Annotated in this window: 16 protein-coding genes; 9 read left to right on the top strand and 7 right to left on the bottom strand. The window is 63.3% G+C overall.

Features of this window, described 5'->3' with window-relative positions:
• Positions 1 to 9: 9 nt before the first annotated feature.
• Both E0L20_RS05900 and entF read left to right on the top strand, forming a co-directional pair.
• Positions 10 to 222, top strand: coding sequence for an MbtH family protein (locus tag E0L20_RS05900; protein WP_131633131.1), 213 nt, complete (start codon positions 10 to 12; stop codon positions 220 to 222).
• On the top strand, positions 219 to 4,076 hold the full coding sequence (gene entF, locus E0L20_RS05895) for an enterobactin non-ribosomal peptide synthetase EntF (RefSeq protein WP_131633130.1): 3,858 nt from the start codon (positions 219 to 221) through the stop codon (positions 4,074 to 4,076). Before E0L20_RS05900 ends, entF begins: the two co-directional genes overlap by 4 nt.
• A 94-nt stretch (positions 4,077 to 4,170) precedes the next feature.
• Here entF and fepC read toward each other — a convergent pair whose 3' ends face one another.
• The 3 genes from fepC to fepD are packed head-to-tail and all read right to left on the bottom strand — an operon-like array spanning position 4,171 to position 6,961.
• A complete protein-coding gene (gene fepC, locus E0L20_RS05890) occupies positions 4,171 to 4,971 on the bottom strand; it encodes an iron-enterobactin ABC transporter ATP-binding protein (protein WP_131633129.1) in 801 nt (266 codons plus the stop codon).
• Positions 4,968 to 5,957, bottom strand: a complete 990-nt coding sequence (gene fepG, locus E0L20_RS05885) for an iron-enterobactin ABC transporter permease (protein WP_131633414.1) — start codon at positions 5,955 to 5,957, stop codon at positions 4,968 to 4,970. The genes fepC and fepG overlap by 4 nt, the downstream gene beginning before the upstream one ends.
• Positions 5,957 to 6,961 (bottom strand): Fe(3+)-siderophore ABC transporter permease, encoded by a 1,005-nt coding sequence (fepD, locus tag E0L20_RS05880; RefSeq protein WP_131633128.1) that lies wholly within the window; start codon positions 6,959 to 6,961, stop codon positions 5,957 to 5,959. The genes fepG and fepD overlap by 1 nt, the downstream gene beginning before the upstream one ends.
• Before the next feature lie 109 nt (positions 6,962 to 7,070).
• On the opposite strand from fepD, the gene entS reads away from it, so the two are divergent.
• Positions 7,071 to 8,309, top strand: coding sequence for an enterobactin transporter EntS (gene entS / locus E0L20_RS05875; RefSeq protein WP_131633127.1), 1,239 nt, complete (start codon positions 7,071 to 7,073; stop codon positions 8,307 to 8,309).
• Positions 8,310 to 8,386: 77 nt separating this feature from the next.
• Here entS and fepB read toward each other — a convergent pair whose 3' ends face one another.
• Positions 8,387 to 9,346, bottom strand: a complete 960-nt coding sequence (fepB, locus tag E0L20_RS05870; protein WP_131633126.1) for a Fe2+-enterobactin ABC transporter substrate-binding protein — start codon at positions 9,344 to 9,346, stop codon at positions 8,387 to 8,389.
• Positions 9,347 to 9,533: 187 nt separating this feature from the next.
• Here fepB and entC point away from each other — a divergent pair, with 187 nt between their 5' ends.
• The 5 genes from entC to entH are packed head-to-tail and all read left to right on the top strand — an operon-like array spanning position 9,534 to position 14,361.
• Positions 9,534 to 10,709 (top strand): isochorismate synthase EntC, encoded by a 1,176-nt coding sequence (gene entC / locus E0L20_RS05865; protein WP_131633125.1) that lies wholly within the window; start codon positions 9,534 to 9,536, stop codon positions 10,707 to 10,709.
• Positions 10,710 to 10,718: 9 nt separating this feature from the next.
• The gene (gene entE, locus E0L20_RS05860) at positions 10,719 to 12,329 is read left to right on the top strand and encodes a (2,3-dihydroxybenzoyl)adenylate synthase EntE (protein WP_131633124.1); all 1,611 of its coding nucleotides are present in this window, start codon (positions 10,719 to 10,721) and stop codon (positions 12,327 to 12,329) included.
• A gap of 10 nt (positions 12,330 to 12,339) precedes the next feature.
• Positions 12,340 to 13,194: an isochorismatase gene (locus tag E0L20_RS05855; RefSeq protein WP_131633123.1), complete on the top strand. Its 855-nt coding sequence runs from the start codon at positions 12,340 to 12,342 to the stop codon at positions 13,192 to 13,194.
• Positions 13,194 to 13,946, top strand: coding sequence for a 2,3-dihydro-2,3-dihydroxybenzoate dehydrogenase EntA (gene entA, locus E0L20_RS05850; RefSeq protein WP_427854506.1), 753 nt, complete (start codon positions 13,194 to 13,196; stop codon positions 13,944 to 13,946). The genes E0L20_RS05855 and entA overlap by 1 nt, the downstream gene beginning before the upstream one ends.
• A gap of 1 nt (position 13,947) precedes the next feature.
• Positions 13,948 to 14,361 carry a proofreading thioesterase EntH gene (gene entH / locus E0L20_RS05845; RefSeq protein WP_131633121.1) on the top strand — a complete coding sequence of 138 codons (414 nt, stop codon included), beginning with the start codon at positions 13,948 to 13,950 and terminating at the stop codon, positions 14,359 to 14,361.
• A 107-nt stretch (positions 14,362 to 14,468) separates the two neighbouring features.
• On the opposite strand, the gene E0L20_RS05840 is transcribed toward entH, so the two are convergent.
• The 3 genes from E0L20_RS05840 to E0L20_RS05830 are packed head-to-tail and all read right to left on the bottom strand — an operon-like array spanning position 14,469 to position 16,778.
• Entirely contained in the window at positions 14,469 to 15,581 is a 1,113-nt protein-coding gene (locus E0L20_RS05840; RefSeq protein WP_131633120.1) for a M20 family metallopeptidase, read from the bottom strand.
• Positions 15,582 to 15,594: 13 nt separating this feature from the next.
• A complete protein-coding gene (locus tag E0L20_RS05835) occupies positions 15,595 to 16,059 on the bottom strand; it encodes a YjiG family protein (RefSeq protein ID WP_131633119.1) in 465 nt (154 codons plus the stop codon).
• On the bottom strand, positions 16,056 to 16,778 hold the full coding sequence (locus tag E0L20_RS05830) for a nucleoside recognition domain-containing protein (protein WP_131633118.1): 723 nt from the start codon (positions 16,776 to 16,778) through the stop codon (positions 16,056 to 16,058). The genes E0L20_RS05835 and E0L20_RS05830 overlap by 4 nt, the downstream gene beginning before the upstream one ends.
• A 268-nt stretch (positions 16,779 to 17,046) precedes the next feature.
• On the opposite strand from E0L20_RS05830, the gene cstA reads away from it, so the two are divergent.
• The gene (gene cstA, locus E0L20_RS05820) at positions 17,047 to 19,152 is read left to right on the top strand and encodes a pyruvate/proton symporter CstA (RefSeq protein ID WP_131633117.1); all 2,106 of its coding nucleotides are present in this window, start codon (positions 17,047 to 17,049) and stop codon (positions 19,150 to 19,152) included.
• Positions 19,153 to 19,193 lie beyond the last annotated feature (41 nt).

Here is a 19,193-nt window from a genome sequence, read left to right as displayed (position 1 = left end):
GGAGTCTGTATGGAATTCAGCAATCCTTTCGATAATCCGCAGGGACAGTTCGCCATTTTGCGTAACGACCAGGGGCAGTACAGCCTGTGGCCGCAGCAGTGCGAGCTGCCCGCAGGCTGGCGCGTGGTCTGCGAGCCGCAGCCCCAGGACGCCTGCCAGCAGTGGCTGGCGGAAAACTGGCAAACGCTTGAACCTTCTCATTTTGCGGGGGAAACAGCATGAACCGTCTACCTCTCGTTGCCGCCCAGCCGGGTATCTGGATGGCGGAGCAGCTTTCCACGCTGCCAAACGCCTGGAGCGTGGCGCACTATACCGAACTGAACGGCGACATCGATGCGCCATTGCTGGCGAAAGCCGTTGCTGCAGGCATGATGCAGGCTGACACTTTGCGCACGCGCTTCGCTGAGGATAACGGCGAGGTGTGGCAGTGGGTGGATGCGTCCATGATGCTGCCGGAGCCGTCCATCGTTCGCGTCGATTCCCATGCGGCTGCCGCGGCGCTGATGGAGGCCGATCTTAATCAGAACCTGCGCGTCGACAGCGGTCAGCCGCTGGCGTTTCACCAGCTGATTCAGGTAGGTGAAAATCGCTGGTACTGGTATCAGCGCTATCACCATCTGGTGGTGGATGGCTTTAGCTTCCCGGCGATTACCCGCCAGATCGCCGCTATCTATCGCGCATGGAAAAACGGCGAAAGCACGCCGGAATCACCGTTCACGCCGTTTTCGGAAGTGGTTGAAGAGTATCAGCGCTATCGCGACAGCGAGGCGTACGCGCGCGACGGTGCCTTCTGGGCGGAGCAGCGCAGGCAGCTTCCTTCTCCGGTGTCGCTTTCTGCTGCTCCTTTACCGGGCCGCGCGGCCACAACCGATATCCTGCGCCTGAAAATTGCAATGGACGGCCGCGCGTTTAGCCAGCTTGCGCAGGCGGCAGGGCAGGCGCAGCGCACCGATCTGGCCCTTGCGCTGGTGGCGCTGTGGCTGGGCCGCCTGACCGGACGGCTGGACTACGCCGCCGGGTTTATCTTCATGCGCCGCATGGGGTCCGCCGCGCTCACCGCGACGGGGCCGGTGCTCAACGTCCTTCCGCTGGCGGTGAATATTAACCCGCAGGAGAGCCTGCCGGCGCTGGCGCTGCGCCTCGCGAACCAGCTGAAAAAAATGCGCCGTCACCAGCGCTACGACGCCGAGCAGATTGTGCGCGACGGCGGGCGCGCCGCGGGTGAAGACGCGCTGTTCGGCCCGGTGCTGAACGTCAAGGTGTTCGATTATCAGCTGGATATCGACGGCGTGGAGGCCATCACCCACACGCTGGCCACCGGCCCGGTGAACGATCTTGAACTGGCGCTGTTCCCGGACGAGCAGGGCGGCCTGAGCATTGAGATCCTCGCCAATAAACAGCGTTACGATGAAGCGACGCTTTCCCGCCACGTCGCGCGCCTGAACGCGATGCTGCTGCAGTTTGCGGCCAACCCGGACCTGCGCTGCGGCGAAGTGGAAACGGTTTCTGAGCAGGAGTACGCCCAGCTGGCGCGCATCAACGATACCGGGCTGGCGCTGCCGTCCACCACCCTCGCGGAGCTGGTGGCGGAGCAGGCGAGCAAAACGCCGGACGCCCCCGCGCTGGCGGATGCGCACGTTGAGCTCAGCTATCGACAGATGCGCGAGCAGGTGGTCGCGCTGGCAAACCTGCTGCGCGCGCGCGGCGTGAAGCCGGGCGACAGCGTGGCGGTGGCACTCCCGCGCTCGGTGTTCCTGACGCTGGCGCTGCACGGCATCGTTGAGGCCGGTGCCGCGTGGCTGCCGCTCGACACCGGCTACCCGGACGACCGCCTGCGGATGATGCTGGAGGACGCGAAGCCGTCCCTGCTCATTACCACCGACGAGCAGCTCCCGCGCTTTAGCGATCTGCCGATTACGGCGTTTAGTTACAACACACTGTTACCGGCTGCGGAGGCTGAGCCGCTGCGGCTGGCGACGCCGGAGCAGACCGCATACATCATCTTTACCTCCGGTTCGACGGGCCGCCCGAAAGGGGTCATGGTCGGCCATACCGCCATCGTTAACCGTCTCAAGTGGATGCAGGATCATTACCCGCTGGACGCGACGGACGTGGTGGCGCAGAAAACGCCGTGCAGCTTTGACGTGTCGGTGTGGGAGTTCTGGTGGCCGTTTATCGCCGGGGCGAAGCTGGTGATGGCCGAGCCGGACGCGCACCGCGATCCGCAGGCGATGCAGAGCTTCTTCGCACGGTACGGCGTGACCACCACCCACTTCGTGCCGTCGATGCTGGCGGCCTTTGTCGCCTCGCTGACCCCGGAAAACGCGGCGTGCTGCAACACCCTTAAGCAGGTGTTCTGCAGCGGCGAAGCGCTGCCGACCGAGCTGTGCCGCGAGTGGGAAGAGTTGACTCATGCGCCGCTGCATAACCTCTATGGCCCAACCGAAGCGGCGGTGGACGTGAGCTGGTATCCGGCGTTTGGCCCCGAGCTGGCGGGGGTGGAGGGCAACAGCGTGCCGATCGGCTTCCCGGTGTGGAACACGGGGCTGCGCATTCTGGACGCGATGATGCGCCCGGTGCCGTTCGGCGTGGCGGGGGATCTTTACCTCACCGGCATTCAGCTGGCGCAGGGGTATCTGGGCCGTCCGGACCTTACCGCCAGCCGCTTTATTGCCGACCCGTTTGCCCCCGGCGAGCGCATGTACCGCACCGGCGACGTTGCCCGCTGGCTGGACAACGGCGCGGTGGAATACCTGGGACGCAGCGACGATCAGCTGAAAATTCGCGGCCAGCGCATCGAGCTGGGCGAGATCGACCGGGCGATGCTGTCGCTGCCGGACGTGGCCCAGGCCGTGGCGCACGCCTGCGTGTTCAACCAGGCGGCGGCCACCGGCGGCGATGCCCGTCAGCTGGTGGGCTACGTCGTCTCCGAATCCGGCTTACCGCTGGATCGCGACGCGCTGCTGGAATCCCTTAAAGCGCAGCTGCCGCCGCACATGGTGCCGGTGGTGCTGCTGCAAATCAGCGCGCTGCCGCTCAGCGCGAACGGCAAGCTTGACCGCAAGGCGCTGCCGCTGCCGGAGTTGACCAGCAAAACCACCGGGCGCGCGCCGGAGACGGAAACCGAATCCGCCGTGGCACAGGCGTTTTCTGCCCTGCTGGGCTGCGAGGTCAACGACATTGAGGCCGACTTCTTTGCCCTTGGCGGACACTCGCTGCTGGCGATGCGCCTGGCCGCGCAGCTAAGCCGCGCATTCGACCGCAAGGTGACGCCGGGGCAGATTATGGTCGCCTCCACGGTGAGCAAGCTCAGCGCGCTGCTGGACTCGCAGATGAGCGACGAGCAGGCGCAGCGGCTGGGGTATGAAACCCTTCTCCCGCTGCGTGAAGGTAACGGCCCGACGCTGTTCTGCTTCCATCCGGCGTCCGGCTTTGCCTGGCAGTTCAGCGTGCTGGCGCGCTACCTCAGCCCGCGCTGGTCCATTACCGGCATTCAGTCGCCGCGCCCGGACGGGCCGATGCAGCAGCGTGCGTATCTGGATGGAGTCATTGAGCATCATCTGGCTACGCTGCGTAAGCAGCAGCCGCAGGGGCCATATTACCTGTTCGGCTACTCCCTCGGCGGCACGCTGGCGCAGGCGATTGCCGCCCGTCTGCGCGAGCTGGGTGAAGAGGTGGCCTTCCTCGGCCTGCTGGACACCTGGCCGCCGGAAACCCAGAACTGGGCGGAGAAAGAGGCCAACGGCCTCGACCCGGAAGTGCTGGCGGAAATCGAGCGCGAGCGTCAGGCGTTTATCGCCGCTCAGCAGGGGCAGGGCTCCAGCGAGCTGTTTAACGCCATCGAAGGTAACTACGCCGACGCGGTGCGGTTGCTCACCACGGCGCACAGCGCAAGGTTTGACGGCAAAGCGACGCTGTTCGTCGCCGAGCGCACGCGAACGATGGATCCGCAGGTTGCGTGGTCGCCGTGGGTGGCGGAGCTTGAGGTGTACAGCCAGGACTGCGCCCACGTGGATATCATTTCACCGCAGGCGTTTGAGAAGATAGGGCCGGTGTTGAAGGAGATATTGGGGTAAGGTCAAAAGCCCCTCACCCCAGCCCTCTCCCCAAAGGGGAGAGGGTGTAATCGTCCCCTCTCCCCTTTGGGGAGAGGGTCAGGGTGAGGGGACATCAGACCGCACGTTTGCCAAGCGGCACAACCAGCGGCGTGCCTGCCACCGGATCGTCAATAATCATGCAGCGCATGCCGTAGATCCGCTCGATCAACTCCGGCGTCACAATCTCTTTCGGCGCGCCCTGCGCCACAATCTCACCGTCTCGCAAGGCAATCAGATGCGTCGCATAGCGGCACGCCTGGTTTAAGTCGTGCAGCACCGCCGCCAGGGTATACCCCTGCGTGCGGTTGAGCTCGCTCAGCAGCTCCAGCAGGTCAATCTGATGGCTGATGTCGAGCCAGGTCGTCGGCTCATCCAGCAGCATGATCGAGGTCTCCTGCGCCAGCACCATCGCGATCCACGCGCGCTGACGCTGCCCGCCGGAAAGGGTGTCCACGCTCTGCAGGGCCAGATCGGTAATCCCCGTCGCCTGCATCGCGCGGCTGACCGCCTCGTCGTCCTCTTTGCGCCAGCGGGTAAACAGCGGCTGGTGCGGATAGCGCCCGCGCGAGACCAGCTCCTGCACCGTGATGTCCCCCGGCGTGGTGGCGTTCTGCGCCAGTAGCCCGATGCGCCGCGCCACCTCTTTGCTGGCGAAGCGCTGGATCTGCTCCCCGTCGAGGAATACGCTGCCTTCAGACGGCGTCATCAGGCGGCTCAGGGTGCGCAGCAGGGTCGATTTGCCGCAGCCGTTCGGCCCGATGATTGCCGTGAAGTGCCCGTCCGGAATGGCAACGGATAAGTCCCGGGCAATGATTTTTTTGCCGTAGCCGAGGGTGAGGTTTTCGCCGCGCAAGCGGGTGGTTGAATCGGTCATTTCTTGCGTGACTCCTGAACGAGCAAGACGATGAGGTAAATCCCGCCGAGGCTGACGGTCACTACGCCCACCGGCAGTTGATAAGGCATAAACAGCCGCTGGGCGCAGAGATCGGCGGCCAGCAGCAGCAGCGCGCCGCACAGCGCCGCCTGGGTTAATCCCCAGCGCGCCGTCCCGCTAAGGCGGCGGGCGATATGCGGTGCCACGAGGGCGATAAACGAGATCGGCCCGGCGATAGCGGTAGAGGCGGCGGTCAGCAGTACGGCGACCAGCATCAGCATCAGGCGCGAGCGCTCGACGCCCACGCCGAGCGCGCAGGCGCTGTCGTCGCCCATCTCCAGCAGGCGCATACGCCGCACCAGCAGCAGCGCGCCGATAAACATCAGCACAATCAGCGGCGCGGCGGGCCAGGTTTTGCCCCACGTCAGGCCGTTGAGGGAGCCGGCGTACCACAGCCCGGCGGAGAGCGCGGTTTCCAGCGAGGCCTGCAGTAAAAGCCAGGTGTTAAAGGCCATCAGCATGGCGCGGATGCCGATCCCGATGATGATCAGGCGGAAGGTGTCGATGCCGTTGCGCCAGGCCAGCGCCCAGATCAGTAATGACGTCAGAATGCCGCCCGCCATTGCCGTAAAGGTAATCGCCGTCAGGTGCTGGCCAAACAGCACCATCGCCACCAGCACGCCGCTCCAGGCCCCGGTGTTGAGGCCCATCACGTCCGGGCTGCCGAGCGGATTGCGCATCAGCGACTGGAATATCGCACCGCTCACGCCGAGCGCCGCACCGACGAGCACCGCCATCGCCACGCGCGGCAGCCGCCATTCGGTCACCACCATGGTGATATTACGCGGCGCGCTGCCGAGCAGGGCGTTAAGCACCTGAGCAAAATCGAGCGTCACCGCGCCGCTGCGCAGGCTCCAGACCGCCAGCAGCAGAATGGCGATAAGCAGCAGGGAGACGCTGGTGACTAAACGGCGGGACGGGGCCATCATGCGCCACCTCCGCGCCTGCGGCGTACCAGGAAGATCAGCACCGGCGCGCCGATAAAGGCGCTGACCACCGAGACGCGTAGTTCGCCGGGCACCAGCAGGCGGCCCAGCACGTCGGCAAACAGCAGCAGGGCAGGGGTGGCCAGCAGCGTCACCGGCAGCGACCAGCGGTGATCTGCCCCCACCAGCCAGCGCGCCATGTGCGGCATCATCAGGCCGATAAAGGCAATGGGGCCGACCACGGCGGTCGCGCTGCCGCACAGCACGGTGATGGCCAAAAGACCAACCAGCTGCGTGCGCGCCACGCGGTTGCCGAGGGCGGTCGCGGTGTCGCTGCCGAGGCTCAGGCTGTTGAGCGCCCGGCTTAAAAACAGCGCCACGGCGGCGGCGGCGATGACCGGAACCACCACCACTTTTAAGGTTTCAAGGGTGCGGATATCCAGCGATCCGGCCTGCCAGAAGCGAAGCTGGTCGTAAACGTCCGGATTGAGCAGGGCGATGCCGTTGGATAAGCCTTCCAGCACCGCCGCGAGCGCCACGCCCGCCAGCGTCAGGCGGACCGGGCTCAGCTGCCCGCCGCCCTGGCTGCCGGTAAAGGCCACGACCAGCGAGGCGGCCAGCGCGCCGCAAAAGGCCATGACCAGCTGCTCGGACGGAGACGTCAACCCGAAGAGCGCCGCGCCGAGCACGATGGCAAAGCTGGCGCCGGAGTTAACGCCGAGAATGCCGGGGTCGGCCAGCGGGTTGCGGGTGAGGGTTTGCATCAGGGCTCCGGCAAGGCCGAGCGCGCCTCCCGCCAGCAGTCCGGCAAGGGTGCGGGGCAGGCGGGCGTCGAGCACGATGATGCAGTCGGCGCTCTGGCAGGTACCGGAGAGCGCATCGACAATAACGGACGCGGGCAGCGGCTTCGCGCCAACCAGCAGACTGAGTGCAATCGCAAGGATCAACAGCAGCAATAAAACGGGCACGGCAACGGCGCGCACCGCGGAAGAGGAAAACGACATAGCAACGTCCATGATGTGATAATGATAGTAATTATCGTTATCTATCTTATTTGGCTATGTTAGCATGTGCGCCCATGGAAATGGTAGACCGATACCTCAAGGCCTTGTCATGAATCAAAAATCCTGGCTGCTCAACCTCAGCCTCCTCAAAACGCACCCGGCGTTTCGCGCCGTCTTTATCGCCCGTTTTATCTCCATTTTGTCCCTCGGCCTGCTCGGCGTTGCCGTGCCGGTGCAAATCCAGACCATGACCCACTCCAGCTGGCTGGTGGGGCTATCCGTCACCTTAACCGGCGGGGCGATGTTTATCGGCCTGATGGTGGGCGGCGTGCTGGCGGACCGCTACGAGCGTAAAAAGCTGATCCTGCTGGCGCGCGGCACCTGCGGGGTGGGCTTTATCGGGCTGTGCCTGAACGCGATGCTGCCGGAGCCGTCGCTGATTGCGATTTATGCCCTGGGGCTGTGGGACGGTTTCTTTGCCTCGCTGGGCGTGACGGCGCTGCTGGCGGCCACGCCCGCGCTGGTCGGGCGCGAGAACCTGATGCAGGCGGGGGCGATCACCATGCTCACCGTGCGCCTCGGGTCGGTGATTTCGCCGATGGTGGGCGGCCTGCTGCTGGCGACCGGCAACGTGGCGTGGAACTACGGCCTGGCGGCGGCGGGGACCTTTATCACTACCCTGACGCTGCTGCGCCTGCCGCTGCTGCCGCCTCCGCCGCAGCCGCGCGAGCATCCGCTGAAATCGCTGATGGCCGCGATTCGCTTTCTGTTCAGCAACCCGCTGATTGGCGGCATTGCGCTGCTTGGCGGCCTGCTGACGATGGCGAGCTCCGTGCGCGTGCTCTATCCGGCATTGGCGGGTGAGTGGCAGATGAGCGCCTCGGAGATTGGCATTCTCTACGCCGCCATTCCGCTCGGCGCGGCGTGCGGGGCGCTGACCAGCGGCAACCTGGCGCAGAGCGCGCGTCCGGGATTGATTATGCTGCTTGCCACGCTGGCGTCGTTTATCGCCATTGGCTTCTTCAGCCTGATGCCGGTGTGGGCGCTGGGCGTGTTGTGCCTGGTGATTTTCGGCTGGCTGAGCGCCATCAGCTCGCTGTTGCAGTACACCCTGATCCAGACCCAGACGCCGGAAGGGATGCTCGGGCGCATTAACGGCCTGTGGACGGCGCAGAACGTGACGGGCGATGCGATTGGCGCGGCGATCCTCGGCGGGCTGGGGGCGATAATGACCCCGGTGGCCTCGGCGAGCAGCAGCGGGTTTGTACTGGCAATTATTGGTGCGGTTTTATTATTGTCGTTGGCAGAATTGCGCCGATTCAGGCAGGAGAGCGTCTTGACCCTGTAGGTCGGGTAAGGCGTAGCCGCCACCCGACAAAACGCCCGGTGGCGCTGCGCTTACCGGGCCTACGGGGAACGTGCCACTTATTTAAAAATTGAATTTAAACGCTGCAACACCAACATCGCGCTGTAATAATCCAGGCGGAACGTCTCGGTTCCCAATGCCCAGACGCGCTTGTTCTGCACGGCGGGCAGATGCGCCAGCAGCGGGTTGGCGTAAATCGCCTCCACGTCCTTCTGGTCGCCCGCAAACAAGAACAGCCCTTCGCCGTTCAGCCCCGTCGCCAGGTTTTCCCCGCCCAGCTGAATAATGTCGTGGCGTTTGCCCTGGCTTTTTGAGGTCTGCAGCCCGGCGGGCAGTTCCGCCAGCGTAAAGCCCAGCTGGTGCAGCAGCTTGCCCTGCGCGGATTCCGCGGTCCACAGGTTGGCGCTGTGCGCGGCGGCGGTGTAGACGATGGCGTTCACCGGCTGCGGCGGCAGCTTCATCTGCTGTTTCACCTGCGCGAGCTGTTTATCAAACGCGGCAATGCGCCCGGCAGCCTGTTTTTCCTGCCCGGTGAGGGTGCCCAGCTGCGTCAGCAGTTCCTGCCAGCTCTTGTCGTCGTAGTTAATGATAAGCGTGGGGGCGATGGCGGAGAGCTGATCGTACAGCGCCAGCGCGGAATCCCCGCCGGTGGCGCTAATCAAAATCAGGTCCGGCATTTGCGCGGCGACCGCTTCGGCGCTCGGCTCACCGATGTACAGCCGGGCCAGCTTGCGCTGTTTTGCGATATCTCCCCACTGGCATAAAAAGCCCTGCGCATCCGCCACGCGGTTGTTCGGCGTGGTGGCACCGCTGGCGACGACCGGGGCGTCAATCGCCAGCAGCGATCCGGTTAAGGTTACGCTGGTGGAGACAATGCGCGTCGGCTTGCTCTCAAGCGTGTGAACGCCGCGGCTGTCGGTCACCTGACGCGGCCAGTCGGCGGCGGTGGCTGAGGTTAGTCCTAAAACAAAAAGTCCTGTTAAAAGAAGGGCATTACGGCAAACGGCAGGGAGTTTCACGGAGCGGCATCCTGTTTTTATTGAAGTTAATGCTTCTCATTTTCATGATTGCGGGGAAGGGATGCAAGCGTTAGTCGCACAAGTTGTTTGCTCTGCGGTTGACACCGGGGCGCTGTGAGATTAGGTTAGCCATCGAAAATATAAATGATAATCATTATTACTGCTTTTATCATTTTAGGAGGATGATATGGATACGTCATTGGCTGAGGATACCCAGCACACCGCGACCACGCTGCAATCAGACAGCTTTTTCTTTATGTCGCCCTATCGCAGTTTTACCACGTCAGGCTGTTTTGCCCGCTTCTCTGAGTCCGCCGTCGGCGGCGACGATCCTGCCGGTCACTTCCAGCAAAAATTAGCCCAGGCTTTCCAGAGCGCGAAGGCCAGCGGCATTGCCCACCCGGTGATGGTGGGCGCTATTCCGTTCGATACCCGCAAACCGTCGTCCCTGTTTATTCCGCAGCGCTGGCAGACCTTCTCTCGCCCGGCGCGCCAGCAGTCTTCGCGCTATTTCACCGGCGCGCAGACGCTGAACGTGGAAAAACGGACCGAGATCCCGCCGCAGCCGGTGTTCGAAGAGATGGTTGCCCGCGCCGCGTCGCTGACCGCCACGCCGCAGGTGAACAAGGTGGTGCTCTCGCGCCTGATCGATATTGCGGCCGACAAAACCCTCGACAGCGGTGCGCTGATGGAGCGCCTGATCGCCCAGAACCCGGCGAGCTTTAACTTCCACGTGCCGCTGGAAGACGGCGGCGTGCTGCTGGGCGCAAGCCCGGAGCTGCTGCTGCGCAAAGAGGGCGCGCACTTTAGCTCGCTGCCGCTGGCAGGCTCGGCGCGCCGTCAGCCGGACGACGTGCTGGACAGAGAAGCGGGCAACAAGCTGCTGGCCTCTGAAAAAGACCGTCACGAGCACGACCTGGTGACCCAGGCGATGAAGGCCGTTCTGGCACCGCGCAGCCACCATCTCAGCATGCCGGATTCTCCTCAGCTGATTACCACCCCGACCCTGTGGCACCTGGCGACGCCGGTAGAAGGTGACGCGCGTGAAAATGAAAACGCCCTGACCCTGGCCTGCCTCCTGCACCCGACGCCTGCCCTGAGCGGATTCCCGCATCAGGAGGCGAAACAGCTGATTGCCGAGCTGGAGCCGTTCGACCGCGAGCTGTTTGGCGGCATCGTCGGCTGGTGCGACAGCGAAGGCAACGGCGAATGGGTGGTGACCATCCGCTGCGCGCGTCTTCGCGAAAATACCGTGCGCCTGTTTGCCGGCGCGGGCATTGTCCCCGCCTCCTCGCCGGTGGGCGAGTGGCGCGAAACCGGCGTGAAGCTCTCCACCATGCTCAACGTTTTTGGTTTGCACTAAGGAATACTCATGACCATCCCCTTTACCCGCTGGCCTGAGGAATTTGCCCGCCGCTACCGTGAGAAAGGCTACTGGCAGGATCTGCCGCTGACGCACATTCTGACGGATCGTGCGCAAAGCGATGCCGTGGCGATTATCGACGGCGAGCGGCACATTACCTACCGCGCGTTTAATCAGGCGGTGAATAACCTGGCCTCTGCCCTCCAGGCGCAGGGGCTGCACCGCGGCGAGACGGCGCTGGTGCAGCTCGGCAACGTGGCCGAGTTCTACATCACCTTCTTCGCGCTGCTGCAAATCGGCGTGGCGCCGGTCAACGCGCTCTTTAGCCATCAGCGCAGCGAGCTGAACGCCTACGCCGCGCAGATCAAACCCGCCGTGCTGATTGCCGATCGCGACCACGCGCTGTTCGCGGGCGATGACTTCCTCAACGCCTTTGTGGATGAGCACCGCTCGGTCCGCGTCGTATTGCTGCGCGGCGATCGGGGCGAACACGCCCTGGAAACGGCGATTGCGCGTCCGGCCGACAACTTTATCCCGAACCCGACGCCCGCCGACGAAGTGGCCTTCTTCCAGCTTTCCGGCGGCAGCACCGGCACGCCGAAGCTGATCCCGCGCACGCATAACGATTACGACTACAGCATCCGCCGCAGCAACGAGATTTGCGGCATTACCGCCGAAACGCGTTACCTCAACGCCCTGCCTGCGGCGCATAACTACGCCATGAGCTCGCCGGGATCGCTCGGCATCTTCACCGCCGGGGGCTGCGTGGTGCTGGCGAACGACCCGAGCGCCACGCTCTGCTTCCCGCTGATTGAACAGCATCAGGTTAACGTCACCTCGCTGGTACCGCCGGCGGTCAGCCTGTGGCTGCAGGCGATTGCCGAAGGGGCGGGGAACGGTCAGCTTACGTCGCTGAAATTGCTGCAGGTGGGCGGTGCACGCCTGTCCGCCACGCTCGCGGCGCGCATTCCGGCGGAAATCGGCTGTCAGCTTCAGCAGGTATTCGGCATGGCGGAAGGGCTGGTGAACTACACCGCGCTCGACGACGCGCCGGAACGCATCATCAACACCCAGGGCCGTCCGATGTGCCCGGACGACGAAGTGTGGGTGGCGGACGAGCACGGTAACCCGCTGCCGCGCGGCGAAGTCGGGCGTCTGATGACGCGCGGGCCCTATACCTTCCGCGGCTATTTTAACAGCCCGGAACACAACGCCAGCGCCTTTGATGCCGACGGCTTTTACTGCTCCGGCGACCTGATCGCCATCGACGAGCAGGGGTACATCACCGTGCAGGGGCGCGAGAAGGATCAGATCAACCGCGGCGGGGAGAAGATCGCCGCCGAGGAGATCGAAAACCTGCTGCTGCGCCACGAGTCGGTGATCCACGCCGCGCTGGTGAGCATGGAGGACAGCCTGCTGGGCGAAAAAAGCTGCGCGTATCTGGTGGTGAAACAGCCGCTGCGCGCGGTCGAGGTGCGCCGCTTCCTGCGCGAGCAGGGCGTTGCCGAATTCAAGCTGCCGGACCGCGTGGAGAGCGTGGATGCGCTTCCGTTAACGCCGGTCGGCAAAGTCGATAAGAAACAGCTGCGCCTGTGGCTCGCTGAACGCGCCCGGGGCTGAGGAACAGAGTATGGCTATACCAAAATTAACCGCTTACGCGCTGCCGACCGCCGCAGAGCTGCCGACCAATAAAGTGAACTGGGCCTTTGAGCCGGAGCGCGCGGCGCTGCTTATCCACGATATGCAGGAGTACTTCCTGAACTTCTGGGGTGAAAATAGCGCGATGATGCAGCAGGTGGTGGCGAACATCGCTAAACTGCGCGCTTACTGCAAAGAACACAACATACCGGTGTACTACACCGCCCAGCCGAAAGAGCAGAGCGATGAAGACCGCGCCCTGCTGAACGACATGTGGGGGCCGGGCCTGACCCGCTCGCCGGAGCAGCAGCGTATCGTCGCTGAACTGACGCCGGACGAAGCCGACACGGTGCTGGTGAAGTGGCGCTACAGCGCGTTTCATCGCTCGCCGCTCGAGCAGATGCTGAAGGAGACGGGCCGCAACCAGCTGCTGATTACCGGCGTGTATGCCCACATCGGCTGCATGACCACCGCCACCGATGCGTTTATGCGCGACATCAAGCCGTTCTTTATCGCCGACGCGCTGGCGGATTTCACCCGCGACGAGCACCTGATGTCGCTGAACTACGTAGCGGGACGCTCGGGCCGCGTGGTGATGACCGACGAGCTGCTGCCGTCCGTTCCGGCAACCAAAGCCGCGCTGCGCGCGCTGATCCTGCCGCTGCTGGACGAGTCCGACGAGCCGATGGATGACGAAAACCTGATCGACTACGGTCTGGATTCGGTGCGCATGATGGCGCTGGCCGCCCGCTGGCGCAAGGTGCACGGCGACATTGATTTCGTTATGCTGGCCAAAAATCCAACAATCGACGCCTGGTGGGCGCTGCTCTCCCGCGAGGTGAAGTGATGGGTTTTGATTTTACCGGCAAAACCGTCTGGGTGACGGGCGCGGGGAAGGGGATTGGCTACGCGACGGCGCTGGCGTTTGTGGAGGCAGGCGCGCAGGTGACCGGCTTCGATCTGGCGTTTCCGCTGGGTGATTATCCTTTCGCCACCGAAACGCTGGACGTGGCGGATTTTGCTCAGGTCAGCGATGCGTGTGGCCGTTTGCTTAATACCCTTGAGCGGCTGGACGTGCTGGTCAACGCGGCGGGCATTTTGCGCATGGGCGCGACGGACGCGCTTTCGCAGGAGGACTGGCAGCAGACCTTCGCGGTCAACGTCGGCGGCGCGTTCAACCTGTTCCAGCAGACGATGGGCCAGTTCCGCCGTCAGCAGGGCGGGGCGATAGTGACCGTGGCGTCCGACGCGGCGCACACGCCGCGCATCGGCATGAGCGCCTACGGCGCGTCGAAGGCGGCGCTGAAAAGCCTGGCCCTGACCGTCGGGCTGGAGCTGGCGGGTAGCGGCGTGCGCTGTAACCTGGTGTCGCCGGGCTCAACGGACACCGACATGCAGCGCACCCTGTGGAAAAGCGACGATGCGGAGCAGCAGCGCATTCGCGGCTTTGGCGAGCAGTTCAAGCTCGGCATTCCGCTCGGCAAGATTGCCCGCCCGCAGGAGATTGCCGGCACGGTGCTGTTCCTGGCCTCGGATGCCGCCAGCCATATCACCCTGCAGGATATCGTGGTGGACGGCGGCTCCACGCTGGGGGCGTAAGATGATCTGGAAACGTCATTTATCGCTCGACGCGCTGAACGCCACCAGCCAGAACACCCTTGTGGCGCATCTCGGCATCGTCTATACCCGCCTCGGGGACGAGACGCTCGAGGCCGAAATGCCGGTGGACGCCCGCACCCATCAGCCGTTTGGCCTGCTGCACGGCGGCGCGTCGGCGGCGCTGGCGGAAACGCTGGGATCGATGGCCGGTTTTCTGATGACCCGCGACGGGCAGAACGTGGTCGGCACGGAGCTAAACGCCACGCACCACCGGGCGGTGTCGCAGGGTAAAGTGCGCGGCGTGTGCCAGCCGCTGCATCTCGGGCGCTCCAGCCAGAGCTGGGAGATTGTGGTGTTCGACGAGCAGGGGCGGCGGTGCTGCACCTGCCGGTTGAGTACGATGGTGTTGGGTTGATTTTGTGCGGTTTGTTGCCCTCACCCTAACCCTCTCCCACAGGGAGAGGGGACGGTTTAGTGCAAAATTACGTGTAGGCCGGGTAAGGCGAAGCCGCCACCCGGCGTTTACAATGTCGAGACGATCCGCTTTAACAAACGAATTCTCGGCTCAATCGACGCTTTATCCAGCCATTCCGCGGGGCTGTGGAACCCGGCGCCAATCGGGCCCAGTCCGTCGAGCGTCGGGATGCCCAGCGCGGCGGTGTGGTTGGCGTCGCTGCCGCCGCCGACCGCCTGCCAGGTAATGTCGATACCCTCCGCTTTTCCTGCCGCTTCAACCTGCTGCATCAGGGCCTGCGTCTCAACGCTGGCTGCCATCGCCGGCTTGTGATTCACCCGCGCAAGCGTCGTGGTCACGCCGTCTAAAAAGCCTTTTTCACATAACGCCTCCAGCGCCTGATTCACCCGGTCGTACTCGTCGTTTTCCCAGAAGCGCACGTCGAGTTCGGCTACGGCGTTATCCGCCACCACGTTGGCCGCGCTGCCGCCGTGAATCACCCCGACGTTGAGCGTGGTGCCGCGATCCCAGTCGGTTAGCGCATTAATGGCGATAACGCTGTTTGCCAGGGCGGTAATTGCCGAGCGGCCTTTTTCCGGATCGTTACCCGCGTGCGCCGCCACGCCGCTGAAGGTGAGGTGATAGCCCGCCATGCCTTTACGCGCTTTCACCAGCGAACCGTCGGCGCGGGCGGCTTCACACACCAGCACGCAGCGGGAACGCTTCGCCAGCTCGCCGATCCATTCGTGGGAATGCACCGAGCCGGTCTCTTCGTCCGGGTTCATCGCCACGGCTATCGCGAGACGATCGTTGTCCGCGGCGTCGAGCCCGCGCATCGCCCACAAAATATTCAGAAGTCCGCTCTTCATATCCGACACGCCGGGGCCATACAGGCGGGTATCATCCTCGCTCATCGGGCGCTCGGCGACGGTGCCGGGGGCAAAGACGGTATCGAGATGGCCGACCAGCAGCACGTCAAAATGCTCCGCCTGCGGCTTATTGCAGACGAACACGCCCGGGCCCACCTTATCGCCCAGATTAACCTGCTCGGTGTGCCAGCCCTCTCGCTGCCAGAGCTGCTGCATAATGCCCGCAACGGCGGCAACGCCCGCAATGGTCTGGGTGCCGCAGTCCACGTTCACCAGGGTTTTCAGCTCTTCAATATAGTGGTCAAGATTCATGTTCACGTCCTGTTCAGAGAATAATGTGCATCAGCAGCATGGCTAAAAACGCGTTGACTACCGAGATGGCGATCATCAGCGGGATACGTTTGGCGCGGGTGCCGATCACGCCCAGAATGCGGCCCAGATACTGCACCTGCGAGCCCATCAGGTAGATGGCGGGTGCCAGGATCGCCAGGTGCTCGCCGGTGATAATGCCTTTATCAAACAGGCCGATGGCGACGCCGATCCCGCCGCCCATCGACATCCAGCCGCCGATCAGCACGGCGGCGGCCTCACCCGGCAGGCCGAACAGGCCCATCAATGGGGCGAAGATCATGCCCAGCCCTTTCAGCGCGCCGGTAATTTCCAGCGCTTTGATGATGATAAACGCCATCACCACGTTGGGCAGGGTGCTGCCGGTGGCAATGCCCCAGCCCTTGCGCGCGCCTTCGACAAAGACATCTGTAATAACGGGATTTGACTGTGGGGCACTCATGCGGCGTCTCCTTCTGCCGGTTGTTTCGCAGGGGCTTCTTTGCCCGTAAACGTCAGGATCAGGCGCAGCATATTCGCGCCGACAATCTTCATGATGAACATCACCGCAATGCAGGCTCCGATGGACGTGGGAACCGCCGCGGTGCCGTCAACGGCGACCAGCGTGAAGAGGATCGCGCCGGAGGAGAAAAAGTTTGTGATCATTGCCCCGGCGGAGAACTGGAACATGGCGAACACGTCTTTCTCTTTTTCGCTGATTTGCCCTTCGTCTGACAGGTTGCGGGTCAGCGACGCGCCCACGTCGGTGCTTTGCAGGCTGCCGATCAGCGCCAGCCCGGTGGTGCCGGGAATGCCCAGCAGCGGGCGCAGCAGAGGGGTTAAGAGCTTGCGGGCGGCACGCAGGGCGCCGTAGTGCTCAAGCACGTTGATCATTCCCAGCGCGAACATCACCGCGGGAATTAAGCCGAGCGCGAAGAGAAACCCGTCCATCGCGCCGCTGCCGCCGGTGCCGCGAAAGGCGCTGCTGGCGGTCGTCAGGGTGCCATCATCCAGGCTGGCCTTACTGACCACTTTGCCAAACGCGCCGTTGAGGGTGGTGAAATCAAAAACGCCGTACCACTCCTTTCCGCCCAACAGGCCGGAGAAGAAAACGGCTGCAAATGCCAGGGCGAAGTACGCGCCGGGCCCGACCTTATACTCCTGAGGTACTGAACTGTTCATATCCTTTTCCTTGTAAGCGCGCGATCGCGCAGGATCATTCTGGCGAGGTTATAACCAAAAAAAATGATACAAATCATTCCGTAAGGCGGTGGCAGGATGAAAAAGGCAAAAGTGTGACCGGTGACGGCGCGAAAGTGATCGGCTTAACACTGTGGTGTAAATGTCTGGTTTGACCACGCATAATTACGTTTCAAAGTTGTTAAATTTCCGCCGTTGTTCTAGAAACAAAATGTAACAACTCACGGTTTCACTACAGCGGAAAACAACTATGAACAACTCAGGGAAATACCTTACATGGGCAGGGCTCTCCGTTGTGGGAGCCTTTGCCCTGGGCTATATCGCCCTTAATCGGGGGGAACAGATCAACGCGCTCTGGATCGTTGTCGCCTCCGTTTGTATTTATCTGATCGCCTATCGTTTTTATGGTCGCTATATCGCGAAGAACGTCCTGGGGGTTGATAGCACGCGCATGACGCCCGCCGTGCGCCATAACGACGGGCTGGACTACGTGCCGACCGACAAAAAAGTGCTGTTCGGCCACCACTTCGCGGCGATTGCCGGGGCGGGCCCGCTGGTGGGGCCGGTGCTGGCGGCGCAGATGGGCTACCTGCCGGGGATGATCTGGATCCTCGCCGGCGTGGTGCTGGCGGGGGCGGTGCAGGACTTTATGGTGCTGTTCGTCTCGACCCGCCGCGACGGCCGTTCGCTGGGTGAACTGGTGAAAGAAGAGATGGGGGCAACCGCCGGGGTGATTGCGCTGGTGGCGACCTTTATGATCATGGTGATCATCCTCGCGGTGCTGGCGATGATCGTGGTGAAAGCGCTGACCCACAGCCCGTGGGGAACCTATACCGTGGCCTTCACCATTCCGCTGGCGCTGTTTATGGGGATCTACATTCGCTACCTGCGCCCGGGGCGCATCGGTGAAGTGTCGGTAATCGGTCTGGTGTTCCTGGTATTCGCCATTATCTCCGGCGGCTGGGTGGCGGAAAGCCCGACGTGGGCACCGTGGTTTGACTTTACCGGCGTACAGCTGACCTGGATGCTGGTGGGCTACGGCTTTGTGGCGGCGGTGCTGCCGGTGTGGCTGCTGCTGGCTCCGCGCGACTATCTCTCCACTTTCCTGAAAATCGGCACCATCGTCGGGCTGGCTATCGGCATTCTGATCATGCGCCCGACTCTGACCATGCCCGCACTGACTAAATTCATCGACGGCACCGGCCCGGTCTGGACCGGTAACCTGTTCCCGTTCCTGTTTATCACCATCGCCTGCGGCGCGGTGTCCGGCTTCCACGCGCTGATTGCCTCCGGCACTACGCCGAAGATGCTGGCGAATGAAAATCAGGCCTGCCTGATTGGCTACGGCGGCATGCTGATGGAGTCCTTCGTCGCCATCATGGCGCTGGTCTCGGCCTGTATCATCGACCCGGGCGTGTACTTCGCGATGAACAGCCCGATGGCGGTGCTGGCCCCTGCCGGAACCGTTGACGTGGTGGCGTCTGCCGCGCAGGTGGTAAGCGGCTGGGGCTTTGCCATTACCCCTGAAACGCTAACGCACATTGCCAATGAGGTGGGCGAGCAGTCGATTATCTCCCGTGCGGGCGGGGCACCGACGCTGGCGGTGGGCATGGCCTACATCCTGCACGGCGCGCTGGGCGGGCTGATGGACGTGTCGTTCTGGTATCACTTCGCCATCCTGTTTGAGGCGCTGTTTATCCTGACGGCGGTGGACGCGGGAACCCGTGCGGCGCGCTTTATGCTGCAGGACCTGCTGGGGGTGATCTCCCCGAACCTGAAGCGCACCGACTCGCTCCCGGCTAACCTGCTGGCAACGGCGCTGTGCGTGCTGGCGTGGGGATACTTCCTGCATCAGGGCGTGGTCGATCCGCTGGGCGGGATCAACACCCTGTGGCCGCTGTTCGGTATCGCCAACCAGATGCTGGCGGGCATGGCGCTGATGCTCTGCGCGGTGGTGCTGTTCAAGATGAAGCGCCAGCGTTACGCCTGGGTGGCATTAGTGCCAACCGCATGGCTGCTGATTTGCACCCTGACGGCGGGCTGGCAGAAAGCCTTCAGCCCGGACAACAAGGTGGGCTTCCTGGCAATCGCCAACAAGTTCCAGGCGATGATCGATAGCGGCAAGATCCCGGCGCAGTACACCGAGTCCCAGCTGTCGCAGCTGGTGTTTAACAACCGTCTGGACGCCGGGCTGACCATCTTCTTTATGGTGGTGGTCGTGGTGCTGGCGTTGTATTCTCTCAAGACCGCGCTGGCGGCGTTGAAAGTCGACAAGCCAACGGCGAAAGAGACGCCCTACGAGCCGATGCCTGAAAACCTGGAAGAGATTGTCACCCAGGCCAAAGGGGCGCATTAACCAAATCCCCTCACCCCAGCCCTCTCCCCAAAGGGGAGAGG

This window comes from Enterobacter wuhouensis, from assembly GCF_004331265.1.
Lineage (GTDB): Bacteria > Pseudomonadota > Gammaproteobacteria > Enterobacterales > Enterobacteriaceae > Enterobacter > Enterobacter wuhouensis.
This window is presented reverse-complemented; position numbering and strand designations above follow the sequence as displayed.